The sequence below is a fragment of the Micromonospora sp. CNZ303 genome (genome assembly GCF_004345505.1).
The window spans coordinates 1-14,383 of record NZ_SLVT01000010.1; the positions used below are offsets into that span (position 1 = coordinate 1).

The window sequence follows — 14,383 nt, forward strand, 5'->3', positions numbered from 1 at the left end:
ACTCCCCATGCCACCGAGCAACATCAACATCCGTCACAGGCAGACCAACGAACACAAGTCGAACTCGATTCGCCTACTGCCGTTGCAGTACTAGGAGAGCCGTTCGACGACCATCGCCATGCCCTGGCCGCCGGCCGTGCACATCGTTTCGAGACCGAACTGGCCGTCGCGGGCCCGCAGCCCGTTGATGAGGGTCGTCGTCATCCGCGCTCCGGTCTGGCCGAACGGGTGGCCCAGGGCGATCGCGCCGCCGTGGACGTTGACCCGCTCGGGAGCGGCCTTGAGATCCCAGATCGAGGGGACGACCTGCGCGGCGAACGCCTCGTTGAGCTCGACGAGATCGATGTCGGCCATCGAGAGCCCGGCCAGCGCGAGGGCACGCTTCGAGGCCTCGACCGGGCCGAGACCCATGATCTCCGGCGAGATCGCCGAGACGCCCGTGGACAGGATCCGGGCCAGCGGCGTGATGCCGAGCTCGGCGGCCCTGCGGGCGGACATGACGACGAGGGCCGCCGCACCGTCGTTGAGCGCGCAGCAGTTGCCGGCGGTCACCGTACCGTCGGGCCGGAAGACCGGCTTGAGTCCGGAGAGCGACTCGACGGTCACCCCGGCGCGGGGGCCGTCGTCGGTGGCCACGACGGTGCCGTCGGGGAGGGTCACCGGCGTGATGTCGGTGGCGAAGAAGCCCGACTCGATCGCGGCCCGGGCCCGCTGCTGGCTCGTGGCGGCCCACTCGTCCTGCTCGGCGCGGCTCACCCCGCGGTGGCTCGCGACGTTCTCGGCGGTCTCGCCCATCGCGATGTAGACGTCGGGCAGCTCGCCCGCGTCGCGCGGGTCGGTCCACGGGCCGGCGCCACCCTGGGCGCGGGCGGCGGTGCGCTCCCCCGCCGCCGCGAAGATCGGGTTCTTCGTGTCCGGCATGCCGTCGGACTTGCCGGCGGCGAAGTGCGAGACGACCTCGACCCCGGCGGAGACGAGCACGTCCGCCTCACCGGCGCGGATGGCGTGCAGCGCCATCCGGGTCGTCTGCAGGCTGGAGGCGCAGTAGCGCTGCACCGTCGTCCCCGGGACCCGGTCGAGCCCGAGCTCGACGGCGACGACGCGCCCGAGGCCCCAGCCCTGCTCGCCGGCCGGCTGCGCGCAGCCGAGCATGAGGTCGTCGATCCGGGTCGGGTCGAGCGACGGCACCTGGGCCAGGGCCGCCCGGACCATCTGGGTGGCCAGGTCGTCGGCCCGCATCGAGGCCAACGACCCCTTGAAGGCCCGGCCGATCGGCGAGCGCGCCGCGGCGACGATGACTACGTCCTGCATGGTGTCCTCCGATTTCGGGCTGGCGCCCGTGACGGCGGTGCCGTCGGTGTCAGGTCTGGTCGGGGTGTCGCGGCGCTCACCCGGTGAGCTTGAACTTCTGGATCTTTCCGCTCGGGGTCCGTGGCAGGGCCGGAACGACGCTGAAGCTGCGGGGGCGCTTGAAGTTGGCCAGCCGGTCCCGGCACCACGCCTCGAGTTCGTCGACGAGCGCCGACTCGTCGCCACCCCAGTCGGGAACGGTCTGCACGAAGGCGCTGCCGACCTCGCCCATCCGCGCGTCGGGGACCCCGACCACGGCGGCGTCGGAGACCGCGGGGTGCTCGCACAGCACGCGCTCGACCTCGGCCGGATAGACGTTGAAGCCCCCGACCATGTAAACGTCCTTGATCCGGTCGGTGATGCGCAGGTAGCCGTCCTCGTCGACCCAGCCGACGTCACCGGTGTGCAGCCAGCCGTCCTCGTCGATGGCCTGTGCGGTGGCGGCCGGGTCCTCGAAGTAGCCCAGCATCACGTTGTAGCCACGCACGAGGACCTCGCCGGACTCACCCGCCGGCAGCGCCTGTCCGTCGAGACCGGCGATCCGCAGCTCGGTGCCCGGGATCGCCCGTCCGCAGCTGGTCGAGATCCGCTCGAGGTCAGCGTCGGGCGGACACACGGTCGCGGTGCCGCACGTCTCGGTCAGGCCGTAGGCGGTGATGACGTCGCGGAAGCCGAGTTCCTCGCGCATCCGGCGCAGCAGCGGCACCGGCACGATCGTGGCCCCGGTGACGGCCAGGCGTACCGAGCTGACGTCGTAGGCGCCGAAGTCGGGGTGTTCGAGCAGGGAGGTGTACACGGTGGGCGCGCCGGGGAAGACGGTGACGCGTTCCCGCTCGACGAGACGCAGCACGGTCGCGACATCGAACACGGCGACCGGGATGATCGTGGCGCGCATGAGCAGGCAGGCCAGGATGCCGGCCCGGTAGCCGAAGCTGTGGAAGAACGGGTTGACCATGAGGTAGCGGTCGCCGCGCCGCAGCCCGACGAGCCGGGCCCACTCCCGGTCGACGCGCAGGTTCGAGGCGTGCGAGACCATCGCGCCCTTGGGGTAGCCGGTGGTGCCCGAGGTGAACAGGATGTCGGCCATGCCTGCGGGGTCGAGGGCGGCGATCCGTCCGTCGACGACGGCGGGGTCGACCTGGTCGGCCGACGCGGTGAAGCCGGCCAGGGACCACACGCCGTCACACGCCTGCTCGCGGCCGGCGGCGGACAGGTCGACGACGGTACGCAACGAGGGCAGCAGCGGCACGGGGCGCCCGACGGCCGGCGGTGGCCCGTCGCCACGCAGCGCGGCCAGGTAGTCGGCACCCAGGAAGGTATCGTCGAGGATGACCATCGTGGCCCGGACCTTGGCGATGGCGTACCGCGCCTCCTCCCCGCGGAAGCGGGTGTTGACGGGGCAGAGCACGCCGCCGGCGGCCAGCACGCCGAGGGCGCTGACGACCCAGTCGGCGCTGTTCGGGGCCCAGACGACGACGCGCGCCCCCGGCTCGAGGCCGTGCGCGACCGCTGCCCGGGCGAACCGGGTGACGGCCGCGTCGAGTTCGGCGAAGGTCATCCGTACGTCACCGTCGACCAGGGCCTCGATCTCGGCGGCGTCCTGCGCGGCCTGCCGCAGCAGGGCGGGGATCGTGGTCGGCACGTCACTCACGCACATCTCCTCACGCGGAGCCGGTCACTTGTCTGGCGCGGGCCACAGACTACCAACCAAGCGCTTGCTAGACTAGCCTCGGCGACGCCGGCCACGCCGTCAGCGAGCCGCGCAGACTCAACCGATCCGACGTCCGGCACCGACCGGCGAGACATCCGCAGGAAGGGAACCCGGTGGCAGAGGCATACATCGTGGACGCCGTCCGCACCCCCGTCACGCGACGCGGCGGCGCGCTCGCGGGCATCCACTCCGCCGACCTGGGCGCCGCCGCGCTCACCAGCCTCATGAACTCCTCGGGGATCGACCCCGACGCCGTCGAGGACGTCGTGTTCGGCTGCGTCGACACCATCGGTTCACAGGCCGGTGACATCGCCCGCACCGCCTGGCTCGCCGGCGGCCTACCGCAGCACGTGCCGGGGGTCACCGTCGACCGGCAGTGCGGCTCGAGCCAGCAGGCGGTGCACTTCGCGGCCCAGGCCGTCATGGCCGGGGTCAACGACGTCGTCGTGGCCGGGGGCGTGCAGAACATGAGCGCCATCCCCATCTCGGCCGCGATGCTCACCGGCCAGCAGTACGGCTTCGCCGACCCCTTCTCCGGCTCCTCAGGCTGGCGCGAGCGCTACGGCGACAAGGAGATCTCGCAGTTCCGCTCCGCCGAGATGATCGCCGAGAAGTGGGACATCAGCCGGGAGGAGATGGAGCGCTTCGCCCTGCGCAGCCACGAGCGGGCCCTGCGGGCCATCGCCGAGGGCCGCTTCACCCCCGAGATCCGCGCCGTCGGCGACGTCGACACCGACACCTGCCCGCGCGTCGACACGAGCCTGGAGAAGATGGCCGGCCTCAATCCGCTCACCCCGGGCGGCCGGGTCACCGCCGCCGCGGCGAGCCAGATCTGCGACGGCGCCGCCGCCCTGCTCGTCATGAGCGAGCGGGCCGTGGCCGCGCACGGGGTCACCCCGCGCGCCCGGATCCACCACCTGTCGGTACGCGCCGACGACCCGGTGTGGATGCTCACCGCCCCGATCCCGGCCACCGCCCACGCGCTCGGGCGTACCGGGCTGTCGATCGAGGACATCGACCTGTTCGAGGTCAACGAGGCGTTCGCCTCGGTCGTGCTCGCCTGGATCAGGGAGACGGGGGCCGACCCGGAGCGGGTCAACGTCAACGGCGGCGCGATCGCCCTGGGCCACCCCCTCGGCGCCACCGGCGCCCGGCTCATGACCACCCTGCTGCACGAGCTCGAGCGCACCGGCGGACGCTACGGCCTGCAGACGATGTGCGAGGGCGGCGGCCAGGCCAACGTGACGATCATCGAGAGGCTCTGATGACCCAGTCTCCCACCGCGCCCGAGGGCGTCGACCTGACCGGCCAGGTCGCCATCGTCACCGGCGGCACCCGGGGCATCGGGGCCGAGATCACCCGTACCTTCCTCAGGGCCGGGGCGCGGGTGCTCGTGTGCGGCCGCGGCGAGCCCGAGCAGCTGCCCGAGGTCGACGGACGCACGCCCGTCTTCGTCCAGGCGGACGTGCGCGATCCCGAGCAGGCCAGGGCCCTCGTCGCGGCGGCGGTGGACCGGTTCGGCCGGCTCGACATCCTGGTCAACAACGCCGGTGGCGCGCCGAACGCCGACACCGCGACGGTCTCCCCCCGCTTCGTCTCGGCGATCGTCACGCTCAACCTGCTCGCCCCGTTCTACGTCGCCCAGCAGGCCAACGAGGTCATGCAGCGCCAGGGCAGCGGGACGATCATCAACATCGGCTCGGTCGCCGGGGCCAACCCGGCCCCGGACACCGCCGCGTACGCCGCCGCCAAGGCGGGCCTGACGATGCTGACCCGGTGCCTCGGGCTCGACTTCGCGCCGGCCGTACGGGTCAACCAGGTGACGGTGGGTCTCGTGCGGACCGAGCTGTCGCACCTCTACTACGGCGACGAGGCGGGACAGGACCGGGTGGCCCGGACGATCCCCATGCGGCGGATGGCCACCCCGGCCGACGTCGCCGCGGCCTGCCTGTTGCTCGCCTCGCCGCTGGCCGGCTACGTCACCGGCACGGAGATCGTCGTCGCCGGGGGCGGTGAGATCCCGTCGCGGCACCTGGCCGCCCAGCCGCCCGGCACCGGCCCGCTCGGCTGAGCCCGCCGGGCAACGTACGACAGGGGGGTCCGCACCGGCCGGTGCGGACCCCTCCGTCATGCGCTGTCGGCGGCCGGCTCAGAGACCGGCGAGCGCCGCCACCTCGGCCCGGACCGCCGCCGGGGAGCCGGCCAGCAGCTGGGCCGACTTGCCGCGCTTGAAGAACAGGTGCGCGTCGTGCTCGAAGGTGAACCCGATGCCGCCGTGCAGCTGGATCGCCTCGGCGGCGACGGTCATCAGCGTGTCGGTGCACACGAGCTTGGCCAGTGCCGCGTCGTGCGAGCGGGTGGCGGCCCCGGTGCGCAGCGTCGTGACGAGGTGTTCGGCCGTGGCCCGCGCCCCGGCGACCGCGACGGCGAGGTCGGCGCAGCGGTGCTTGAGGGCCTGGAACGACCCGATCGGGCGGCCGAACTGCTCGCGGACCTTGAGGTACTCGACGGTGCGGTCGAGGCAGGCGCGGGCGGCGGCGGCCGACTCCAGCGCGAGCATGGCGCGCACGTGGTCGAGCAGCACCCGGGGCCCCTCGCCGCCGGGGGCGTCGACCCGGGTGGCGGCGGCCTCGCGGAGGCGAACCGTGCTCAGCCGCCGGGTCTGGTCGAGCGTCATGTGCGTCCGCGCGTCCACCCCGTCGGTGGCCAGGTCGACGGCGTAGACGCCGAGCCCACCGCCGGTGTCCCGGGCGGTGACGAGGACGACCCGGGCGGCCTCGACCCCGGCGACGAGGGTCTTGGTGCCGGTCAGCGCCCACCCGTCCCCGGTGCCGGTGGCCCGGGTGGCGGTCCGCTCGAGGTCCCAGCCCGCGCCGTCCTCGGCGAGGGCGCTGGCCAGGGTCAACTGCCCGGCCACGACGCGCGCCAGCAGAGGCTCGGCGCTCGGGCCGAGGGCGCGGGCGGCGAGGACCGCGGTGAGGCTCGTCGCGAGCGCGCCGGGCACGAGCCGGGCCCCGAGCTCCTCGATGGCGGCGGTCGCGGCGGACACGTCGAGGCCGAGCCCGCCGAGGTGCTCCGGCACGACGAGGCCGAGCAGGCCCAGCTCGGCCGTGAGCAGCTCGTGCAGTCGCGGGTCGTGGCCCAGCGCCCCGACCATGAGTTCGTGGGTGCGGCGCAGGTCGGCCCGCTCGTCGAGCACCTCGACGACGGAGGCGCGGACCTGGGCCACCTCCTCGGCCGCCTCGGGACGCCACGCCTCGGCCACGGGGTGGGGTCCGGCGCTCGCTTCGGTCATCGTCCTCACCTCATCGGGGCAGACCGAGCAGGCGCTCGGCGATGATGTTGCGCTGGATCTCGTTGGAGCCGCCGTAGATCGTGTTGGCGCGGCTGAAGAGGAAGTGGGTCTGGGCGTCGTCCAGCTCGTACCCGGGCCCGGTGAGCAGCGCCCCGGCCCCCTCGATGTCGACCGCCAGTTCGCCGAGCGAGCGGTTCCACGTGGCCCACTGGAGCTTGGAGATCGACGCCTCCAGGCCGGAGAGCCCCGCACCGGCGGACGCGAGCAGCCGCACCGCCGTGTGCCGCATCACCTCGAGCCCGATGTACGCCTCGACGAGGCGGTCGCGCAGCGCCGGCTCCTGCCAGGCGCCGTTCTCGTGGGCCCGGGCGATGACGGCGTCGAGGCGCCGGCGGAAGCCGATCTGCTGGCCGAGGGTGGACACGCCGCGCTCGAAGCCCAGGGTGCCCATGGCGACCTTCCAGCCCTCGCCCTCGGCGCCGACGCGGTGCTCGACGGCGGCGACGGCCCCGTCGAAGAAGACCTCGTTGAACTCGCTCGTGCCGGTCAGCTGGGTGATCGGGCGCACCGTGACGCCGGGCTGGTCCATCGGCACGAGCAGGTAGGACAGGCCCGCGTGCCGGGTCGAGTTCGGGTCGGTGCGGCACAGCACGAAGCACCAGTCGGCCAGGTGCGCGAGCGAGGTCCACACCTTCTGCCCGGTGATGACGTAGCTGTCGCCCCGGCGCTCGGCGCGGGTGCGCACCCCGGCGAGGTCCGAGCCGGCGTCGGGCTCGGAGTAGCCCTGGCACCAGATGTCCTCGCCGCTGGTGATGCCGGGCAGGAACCGCGCCTTCTGCTCCGGCGTGCCGAACGCCAGCAGGGTCGGGCCGAGCAGTTGCTCGGACATGTGCCCGAGCCGGCCGGGGGCGCCGGCGCGGGCGTACTCCTCGTGGTAGATGACCTGCTGGGCCAGGGTGGCGGGGCGACCGCCGTACTCGCTGGGCCAGCCGAGGCCGATCCAGCCGGCCCGGCCCAGGTGGCGCTCCCACTCGCGGCGCAGCTCGTGCGCCTCGTGCTCGCGTCCCTCGCCGCCGGTGCCGACGGCCTCGGCGAACGGCCCGGTGAGGGCCTCGTGGAGCCAGCCGCGGATCTCGGCCCGGAACTGCTCGTCGCTCACCGGTGCGCCGGTGGCCCGCGCCGCGTCCGTACCCATGTCAGGCACCGTAGACGGGGGTCGGCGGCGCGGAGCGGGCGACGAGGTCGGCGATCGCGTCGGTGAGTTCCTCCGGCTTCCACCGCTCGTCCCTGGTGACGGCCGGCCCGTGGCGCCAGCCGTCGGCGAGCGAGACCTCGCCGCCGGCGACCTCGAAGACGACTCCGGTGACGGCCTGCGCGGCGTCGGACCCGAGCCAGACCACGAGGGGGGAGACGTTGGCCGGGTCCATCGCGTCGAAGCCCGTCGCGGGGGCGGCCATCGCCTCGGCGAAGACGGCCTCGGTCATCGGCGTACGGGCCGAGGGGGCGATCGCGTTGACGACGATGCCGTAGTGGGCCCACTCGACGGCCGCGATCCGGGTCAGGGCGGCGATCCCGGCCTTGGCGGCGCCGTAGTTGCCCTGCCCGACGCTGCCCATGAGCCCCGCGCCGGAGGACGTGTTGACGACGCGCGCGGCGACCCGTCGGCCGGCCTTGGCCTCGTCCCGCCAGTAGGCGGCGGCATGGCGCATCGGGACGAAGTGGCCCTTGAGGTCGACCCGCAGGACGAGGTCCCACTCCTGCTCGCTCATGTTGACGAGCATCCGGTCGCGGTTGATGCCGGCGTTGTTGACGAGGGTGTGCAGCCCGCCGAAGGTCTCGACGGTCTCGCGCACGAGGCGCTCGCCGTAGGCCCAGTCGCTGACGTCGCCGGTGCTGACGACCGCGCGACCGCCCGCTGCGCGGATCTCGTCGACGACGGCCCGGGCCGCCTCCCGGCTGCTCTCGACGTCGTTGACGACCACGTCGGCGCCCTGCCGGGCGTACTCGAGGGCGTGCGCCCGGCCCAGCCCCTGTCCCGCACCGGTCACGATCACCGTTCGTCCTACGCAGAAGCCGCTCACGACACGCCCCTTCACTCGTGGTGCCGCCAGAAAACCACATCCGACACTAGCTATGCAAGCAAGCGCTTGGTAGGGTCCGCGAAACGACAGAAGGACGGCGGACCACGTGACGATGTTCTCGGCCCTGCGATTCCGAGACTTCCGCTTCGTACTCCTGACCCTGGTGCTGTCCCAGGCGGGCTACTGGGGCTGCAACATCGCCTTCCAGTCGGTGCTCACCGAGGTCGACGGCACCCCGGCGACGATGGGCGCGCTCTTCTTCTGCCTGCTCGTGCCGTTCACGCTCTTCTCCATCCCCGCCGGGGTGCTGGCCGACGCCTTCGACCGGCGGCGGCTGCAGATCGGCGTGCTCCTGGCGACGAGCGCCCTGGCCGGGGTCTGCGCGGCGACGGTCGCCGCCAGGGTCGTCGACCTGCCCGTGCTGCTCGGGCTCGCCTTCCTCGCCGGCACCGGGATCAGCTTCCTGTCCCCGGTGACCCAGGCCCTCGTGGCCAACACCGTCCCGGCCGAGGCGCTCGGCACCGCCGTCCCGATCCAGGCCGCCGGGCTCAACCTCGCCCGCTCGATCGGCCCCGCGGTCGCCGGGCTGATCCTCGTGGCCTGGGGACCGCTGGGCACGTTCGTGATGTACGCGACGCTCAGCCTCGCCGCGGTGGCCGCCGCCGTCGCGGTGCGCACCCGTCGCGTCCCGCCGGCCACCCCCGTCGTCCGCGAGAGCCTGGCCGCGCAGGTCCGCGCCGGCATCCGGCACGCCCGGGAGCGGCCCCCGGCCGCGCTCTGCCTGGTCATCGTGGGGGTCAACGCCTTCTTCGGGTGCACCTTCACGACCCAGCTCGCCATCCGGGCGACCTCGGTCTCGGACCATCCGGAGACGGTCTTCCCCATTCTCGTGGCCCTGACCGGGCTGGGCTCGTTCCTCGGGGTCCTCGTCGTGGCCCGTCTCTCCGGGCGCGTCGCCACCGTGTGGCACGCCGCGGCCACCCTCGGCCTGCTCGCCGTGAGCACCGCGCTGCTCGGGGCGGCGACGACGGTTCCCGTGCTCGCGGGGGCCGCGCTGCTGTGCGGCTCGTTCAGCATCGGCGCCATGGTGATCCTGCAGACGGTCGTCCAGCGGGTCGTCGACGACGCGCAGCGCGGCCGGGCGATGAGCCTCTACTTCCTCGGCTGGGGCGGCATGCCGTTCGGTGCCCTCCTGCTCGGCGGGCTGAGCACGTGGTTCGGCTCCGCGACCGCCTTCCTGCTGTACGCCGCCGCGTGCCTCGCGACGGCGATCACGGTGATCGTGTGGTTGCGGCGCGGGGGCACCGCTCCCCTGCCCGCGACGTGACCGCCCCGGCCCCTCCTGCTCCCTGCCGACCCACCGCCCCCTTCCAGGAGTTCGTCGTGACCGACCAGTCCCCCCCGACCACACCCGCGGCGGCGCTGCCCGTGCCCGCCGACTTCGCCCACCGCACCGGGTTCGCGCTCGTCACCGGCGGCAGCGGCGGCATCGGCCGCGTCGTCGCCCTCGAGCTGGCCCGCCGGGGCTCGGCGGTGGCGATCACCTACCGCGGCAACGCCGAGGCGGCCCGGCAGGTGTGCGACGAACTGCCGCCCGTCGCGTCCGGCACGCACTCGGCGCACCACCTCGACCTCACCGACGCCGAGGCCACCGCCGCGCTCGTGACCGAGCTCACCGGAAACCACGGTCCGCTGCACACGATCGTGCACGCGGCCGGGCCGCACGTTCCCATGCGGCACCTGTCGACGGTGAGCCCCGGGCAGTTCGCCACGCAGGTGGCCAACGACACGACAGCCTTCTTCACGCTGGTCTCGGCCTGTCTGCCGGCCCTGCGGGAAAGCCGCGGCAACGTCGTGGCGATCACGACCGCGGCGACGGCGCGCTACCCCACCCGGGACGGCCTCTCCGCCGCGCCGAAGGCGGCGGTCGAGGCGCTCGTGCGGGCCTTCGCCAACGAGGAGGGCCGCTTCGGCATCCGGTTCAACTGCGTCGGGCCGGGCATGCTCACCGACGGAATGGCCGAGCGGCTCATCGCCTCGGGGGACCTCGACGAACGCGCCCTGGCCGTCGCCCGTTCCTCGACCCCGCTGCGGCGTTTCGGTGCCGCCCTCGATGTCGCCGAGGCCGCCTGCTTCCTGGCCAGCGACCGGGCCAGCTTCGTCACCGGGCAGAAGCTCGACGTCGACGGGGGCTTCGGTGTCTGAGCAGCCCCGGTCCTTCCCGTCGATGTCGGGCCCCTGTGACGAAGGGGACACGGCGACCAGGGTCGCCGGCTCGGTCGGGCTGGATGTGCTGCTCGCCGAGCGGGCCATCGAGCGGGCCCTGCTGCGTTACGCGCGCGGGGTCGACCGGATGGACCGGGAGCTCGCCGCGAGCGCCTTCCACCCGGACGCCCGGATCACCCTCGGCGGGACCGTGGCCGACCGGGACACGACGCTGGACGCGGTCTTCGCGCTCGTGGCGCGGCGCACCATGACGATGCACTACCTGACGAACGTCCTGGTCGAGCTCGACCCGACCGACCCGGACCGCGCCCGGGCCGAGACGTACGGCATCGCGTTCCAGCGCAGCGCGTCGGAGCCGCCGCACGGCAACCTCGTCAGCGGGTTCCGCCACGTCGACCTCGTCACCCGGCGCGCGGGCGAGTGGCGGGTGCGGGAACGTCTGACCGTCTCGGAGTGGCAGCGGGTCGACGACCTCGCCGGGCAGTGGCCGATCCCCGAGGCCTCGCTGCGGGGAACCCGCGACGGGTCCGACCCGGTCAGCCGCCCGTGGCCGCCCGCAGGCCTGGGTGCCTAGCCGCCGGATCGGTTGCTCAGCCGCCGGGTCGGCTGCCTAGCCGCCGGATCGGCTGCCTAACCGTCGGATCGGTGCTTAGCCGTCGGATCGGGCCGTCAGCTCGGATCGGGCCGTCAGCTCGGGTCGGGCCGCGACCCGCCGAGCATCGCGCGCATTCCGCCGTGGTTGCCGGCGACGAGGGCGGCCCGGTCCGGGCCGGAACGCCGCGCGGCGACCTCGGCCTGCTGGCGCACGACGTGTACCGGGCCGGCGCCCAGGGCTGCCAGCCCCTGGGCGGCGACGTCGGCCGGGTCGGCCGCTCCGGTGAGATCGAGGCCCGCCCGCTGCATGGCGGGAGTGGCCGTGAGCCCGAGCACGAGGTGCAACACGTCGACGCCGACCTGCCCGAGTTCGAGCCACAGGCCCTCGGTGAAGATCCGGGCGAAGGCCTTGGCCGCCGCGTAGACGCCGATGTCGGCGTGGCCGAGGTAGCCGGCCGAGGAGCCGACGACGAGAATGCCGCCGCGCCCGCGTGCGGCGAGCCGGGCGCCGAACTCCCGGCAGAGTTCGAGCGGGCGGGTGACGTTGAGATCGATGACGGCCTGGACCCGGGCGAGATCCGCCTCGACGAAGCGGCTGCGGTAGGTGTTCGCGCCGGCGTTGAGGACGAGCAGGCCGAGGTCGAGGTCGGCGACGGCCCCGACGATCCGGGCGGTCGCGTCCGCGTCGAGCAGGTCCAGTGCGAGCACGCGGCACGGGGCCCCGTGGGCCCGGACCCGGCCGGCGACCTCATCGAGGGCCTCGGGCTTGCGGGCGACGAGCACGATGCCGAGGCCGGCCCGGGCCAGCTGCTCGGCGAACGCGGCGCCGACGCCCTCGGAGCCGCCGACGACCAGGGCCCAGGGCCCGTAGCGCTCGCGCAGGCCGATCAGGCCGGCGGCCCCGCTCATGACCCCGTCCCGCTGTCCGTCGCGGCGGCGCTGCGCTCGTCGAACCAGTCCCACTCCCAGGGGGTGATGGTGGCCAGGGGCCCGGTGAGCAGCGGGGTGGCCGTGCTGGCGAGCGCCGCGGGCGGGGCCGGCAGCGGATCCGCGGCCAGGGCCCGCGCGAACTCGACCGGGTCGGCCTCGAGGTAGGTGAGGCGGATGCGCGTGACCGGTCCGTCGGGGTCGCTGCGGCTCGGGGCGCTGCGGAAGGTCCACACGCCCGCGACGCCGTCGCGCGCGAGCAGGTCGGGGACCTGGGTCCCGTGCTCGAACTGGGACAGGTCGGCCACATTGGGGTGTGGGGAGGTCTCGACCCGACTCACCTCGACGTGCACCCCGCGGTGGGGCCGGAAGGGCAGGGCGGCGAGGGTGACGAGGGCCCGGGGGGCCACGTAGCCCCGGACGGGGCGGAACATCCGGGTCATCGGCCGTTCGGTCCAGGCCAGCTCCGGACGCCGGCCCTGGTGGATCGCCCGGTCGCCGAGGTCCTTCCACTCGCCGATCGAGTCCGCGGCCGGCTCGGCGAACCAGTACATCGCCAGGTACTGGCTGCCGGCGAGGGTGGGGTCGGGGTAGCTGCCGAGCCGCTCGCACGCGGGGGTACGCACCCAGCGGTCGCCGTGGACGACGCCGGGCAGGGCCAGGTTCTCGGGGCGGTGGTCGAGCTGGTGCCACGCGTTGTAGTCGCGATGGCGGGCGGGGTCGGTCACCTTCGGGAACGAGAAGAAGGCGCGGGTGGCGGTCTCCGGGGTGCTCGGGATCATCTCGGCCCTCTCCGCGGTGGGGCGCTGGTGGAGCGCGATCGGACCGGCGTCGCCGCCGCGCTCGACCGCTGACGCTTGACCCTAGGGCCGCACCGGCACTACGGTCAAGCAAGCGCTTGGTAGACATCGCTGTCCGCGAAGGAGTCCCATGACCGCCAGCGACGCGGACTTCCGCGCCCGACTCGACGCCCTGATCGGCCTCACCGACCCGCCGCGCCGGGCCAAGGACGCGGTCACCGAGGCGGCCATCCGCATCTGGTGCGACGCCGTCGGCGACGAGAACCCCGCCTACCAGGACCCGCGGTGGGCCGCCCGCTCCGCCTGGGGCGGCATCGTGGCCCCGGCGACCTCGCTGAACATGTGGACCCTGCCGGGCAACCGGCGCAGCCACCGCCACGCCGAGAGCCTCGACCGGGTCAACGAGGTCCTCGCCGAACGCGGCTTCACCTCGGTGGCAGCGGTGCAGACGGAGCACACCTACGTACGCCCGCTGCGCCCCGGCGACCACCTCCAGCAGTTCCCCTCCATCGGCGCGGTCTCCCCGGAGAAGTCCACCCGCCTGGGCCGGGGACACTTCGTCGACCTCGTGAGCGAATACCGCACCCTCGACGGCGAGCCGGTCGGACGCGTCGTCCTGCGGATGCTCCGCTGGAACCCGGCGACCCGGGCCGAGGCCCCGGCGGCGCCCGGGGACCGCCTCGCCCGGCCGGTACGCCCGGTCGGCGCCGCCCCGACCGACCCGCCGCCCGCCGGCACCACCGGCACCCTGACCGCGCACCTGCAACCCGGCTACGCCGCCGCCCCCCTCGACGAGCGCCCCTACCTCGTCGGCACCGCCGCGCTCGCCGACGGGACCCGCCTCAGCGCGGACGTCGTGGACCTGCGCCCCGACCTCGTGTACGACGGCATGCCGGTCGTCGTGGCCCATCGACGCACCCGCGACGGCCAGACCCTGCCGGTCCTCACCGCCCCGCGACCCGAACGCCGCACGAGCACCCGCACCGGGGCCGAGGTGAGCACCGGTCAACGCCTCGCCCCCTGGCCGGTCCCCGTCACCCAGCTGTCCATCGCGGCGCTGGCGACCGCGACCTTCGACTTCAACGACGTGCACCTCGACCGCGACGCGGCCCTCGAGCGGGGCGCCCGCGACGTCTACATGAACATCCTCGGCTCGAGCGCGCTGGTCAACTGCTACCTCACCGACTGGGCCGGGCCGGAGGCCCGCGTCGTCGACTTCCGCACCCGCCTCGCCGCGCAGAACCACCCCGGCGACACCTGCACCCTCGACGGTGTCGTCACCGGCCTGGAGCCGGCGCCCGGGGCCACCGGGGGAACGCACGTCACCGTCGACGTCCGCGGCACCAACAGCCTCGGCGACCACGTCATCGCCTCCGCCACCCTCGCCCTGCCCTGAGAG

13 protein-coding genes are annotated in these 14,383 nt (G+C 74.0%); 6 read left to right on the top strand and 7 right to left on the bottom strand.

The features are described from left to right. Positions 1-90: 90 nt before the first annotated feature. The gene (locus EV374_RS17110; protein ID WP_132236523.1) at positions 91-1,311 is read right to left on the bottom strand and encodes an acetyl-CoA C-acetyltransferase; all 1,221 of its coding nucleotides are present in this window, start codon (positions 1,309-1,311) and stop codon (positions 91-93) included. A 76-nt stretch (positions 1,312-1,387) separates the two neighbouring features. Continuing rightward, the gene (locus EV374_RS17115) at positions 1,388-3,001 is read right to left on the bottom strand and encodes an acyl-CoA synthetase family protein (RefSeq protein ID WP_486485809.1); all 1,614 of its coding nucleotides are present in this window, start codon (positions 2,999-3,001) and stop codon (positions 1,388-1,390) included. A 173-nt stretch (positions 3,002-3,174) separates the two neighbouring features. Here EV374_RS17115 and EV374_RS17120 point away from each other — a divergent pair, with 173 nt between their 5' ends. Both EV374_RS17120 and EV374_RS17125 read left to right on the top strand, forming a co-directional pair. Beyond that, positions 3,175-4,326: an acetyl-CoA C-acetyltransferase gene (locus EV374_RS17120; protein ID WP_132236527.1), complete on the top strand. Its 1,152-nt coding sequence runs from the start codon at positions 3,175-3,177 to the stop codon at positions 4,324-4,326. Further along, a complete protein-coding gene (locus EV374_RS17125; protein ID WP_132236529.1) occupies positions 4,326-5,132 on the top strand; it encodes an SDR family oxidoreductase in 807 nt (268 codons plus the stop codon). Before EV374_RS17120 ends, EV374_RS17125 begins: the two co-directional genes overlap by 1 nt. Before the next feature lie 78 nt (positions 5,133-5,210). Here EV374_RS17125 and EV374_RS17130 read toward each other — a convergent pair whose 3' ends face one another. Genes EV374_RS17130 through EV374_RS17140 form a run of 3 tightly spaced genes read right to left on the bottom strand, consistent with a single transcriptional unit; the run spans position 5,211 to position 8,452 of the window. Continuing rightward, on the bottom strand, positions 5,211-6,356 hold the full coding sequence (locus tag EV374_RS17130; protein ID WP_132236531.1) for an acyl-CoA dehydrogenase family protein: 1,146 nt from the start codon (positions 6,354-6,356) through the stop codon (positions 5,211-5,213). A 10-nt stretch (positions 6,357-6,366) separates the two neighbouring features. Beyond that, positions 6,367-7,515 (bottom strand): acyl-CoA dehydrogenase family protein, encoded by a 1,149-nt coding sequence (locus tag EV374_RS17135; RefSeq protein ID WP_207914329.1) that lies wholly within the window; start codon positions 7,513-7,515, stop codon positions 6,367-6,369. Positions 7,516-7,552: 37 nt separating this feature from the next. After that, entirely contained in the window at positions 7,553-8,452 is a 900-nt protein-coding gene (locus EV374_RS17140) for an SDR family oxidoreductase (protein ID WP_486485810.1), read from the bottom strand. Between the two features lie 97 nt (positions 8,453-8,549). On the opposite strand from EV374_RS17140, the gene EV374_RS17145 reads away from it, so the two are divergent. The 3 genes from EV374_RS17145 to EV374_RS17155 are packed head-to-tail and all read left to right on the top strand — an operon-like array spanning position 8,550 to position 11,237. After that, positions 8,550-9,764: an MFS transporter gene (locus tag EV374_RS17145; RefSeq protein ID WP_486485824.1), complete on the top strand. Its 1,215-nt coding sequence runs from the start codon at positions 8,550-8,552 to the stop codon at positions 9,762-9,764. A gap of 56 nt (positions 9,765-9,820) precedes the next feature. Continuing rightward, positions 9,821-10,642 carry an SDR family oxidoreductase gene (locus EV374_RS17150; protein WP_207914270.1) on the top strand — a complete coding sequence of 274 codons (822 nt, stop codon included), beginning with the start codon at positions 9,821-9,823 and terminating at the stop codon, positions 10,640-10,642. Then, positions 10,635-11,237 (top strand): nuclear transport factor 2 family protein, encoded by a 603-nt coding sequence (locus tag EV374_RS17155; protein ID WP_165947812.1) that lies wholly within the window; start codon positions 10,635-10,637, stop codon positions 11,235-11,237. Before EV374_RS17150 ends, EV374_RS17155 begins: the two co-directional genes overlap by 8 nt. A 113-nt stretch (positions 11,238-11,350) precedes the next feature. Here EV374_RS17155 and EV374_RS17160 read toward each other — a convergent pair whose 3' ends face one another. Both EV374_RS17160 and EV374_RS32600 read right to left on the bottom strand, forming a co-directional pair. After that, complete coding sequence (locus tag EV374_RS17160) at positions 11,351-12,166, bottom strand: SDR family NAD(P)-dependent oxidoreductase (RefSeq protein ID WP_132236541.1); 816 nt, start codon at positions 12,164-12,166, stop codon at positions 11,351-11,353. Further along, positions 12,163-12,966 (bottom strand): hypothetical protein, encoded by an 804-nt coding sequence (locus EV374_RS32600; protein WP_165947813.1) that lies wholly within the window; start codon positions 12,964-12,966, stop codon positions 12,163-12,165. Before EV374_RS32600 ends, EV374_RS17160 begins: the two co-directional genes overlap by 4 nt. A gap of 148 nt (positions 12,967-13,114) precedes the next feature. Between EV374_RS32600 and EV374_RS17170 the strand changes: the two genes are divergently transcribed. Then, entirely contained in the window at positions 13,115-14,380 is a 1,266-nt protein-coding gene (locus EV374_RS17170) for an FAS1-like dehydratase domain-containing protein (RefSeq protein ID WP_132236543.1), read from the top strand. Positions 14,381-14,383: the final 3 nt, after the last annotated feature.

What these genes read in the sequence shown, in the direction of transcription:
- EV374_RS17110 (WP_132236523.1), bottom strand. Translation starts at nt 1,311, where the DNA reads ATGCAGGACGTAGTCATCGTCGCCGCGGCGCGCTCGCCGATCGGCCGG.
- EV374_RS17125 (WP_132236529.1), top strand. Translation starts at nt 4,326, where the DNA reads ATGACCCAGTCTCCCACCGCGCCCGAGGGCGTCGACCTGACCGGCCAG.
- EV374_RS17160 (WP_132236541.1), bottom strand. Translation starts at nt 12,166, where the DNA reads ATGAGCGGGGCCGCCGGCCTGATCGGCCTGCGCGAGCGCTACGGGCCC.
- EV374_RS32600 (WP_165947813.1), bottom strand. Translation starts at nt 12,966, where the DNA reads ATGATCCCGAGCACCCCGGAGACCGCCACCCGCGCCTTCTTCTCGTTC.
- EV374_RS17145 (WP_486485824.1), top strand. Translation starts at nt 8,550, where the DNA reads ATGTTCTCGGCCCTGCGATTCCGAGACTTCCGCTTCGTACTCCTGACC.
- EV374_RS17130 (WP_132236531.1), bottom strand. Translation starts at nt 6,356, where the DNA reads ATGACCGAAGCGAGCGCCGGACCCCACCCCGTGGCCGAGGCGTGGCGT.
- EV374_RS17170 (WP_132236543.1), top strand. Translation starts at nt 13,115, where the DNA reads ATGACCGCCAGCGACGCGGACTTCCGCGCCCGACTCGACGCCCTGATC.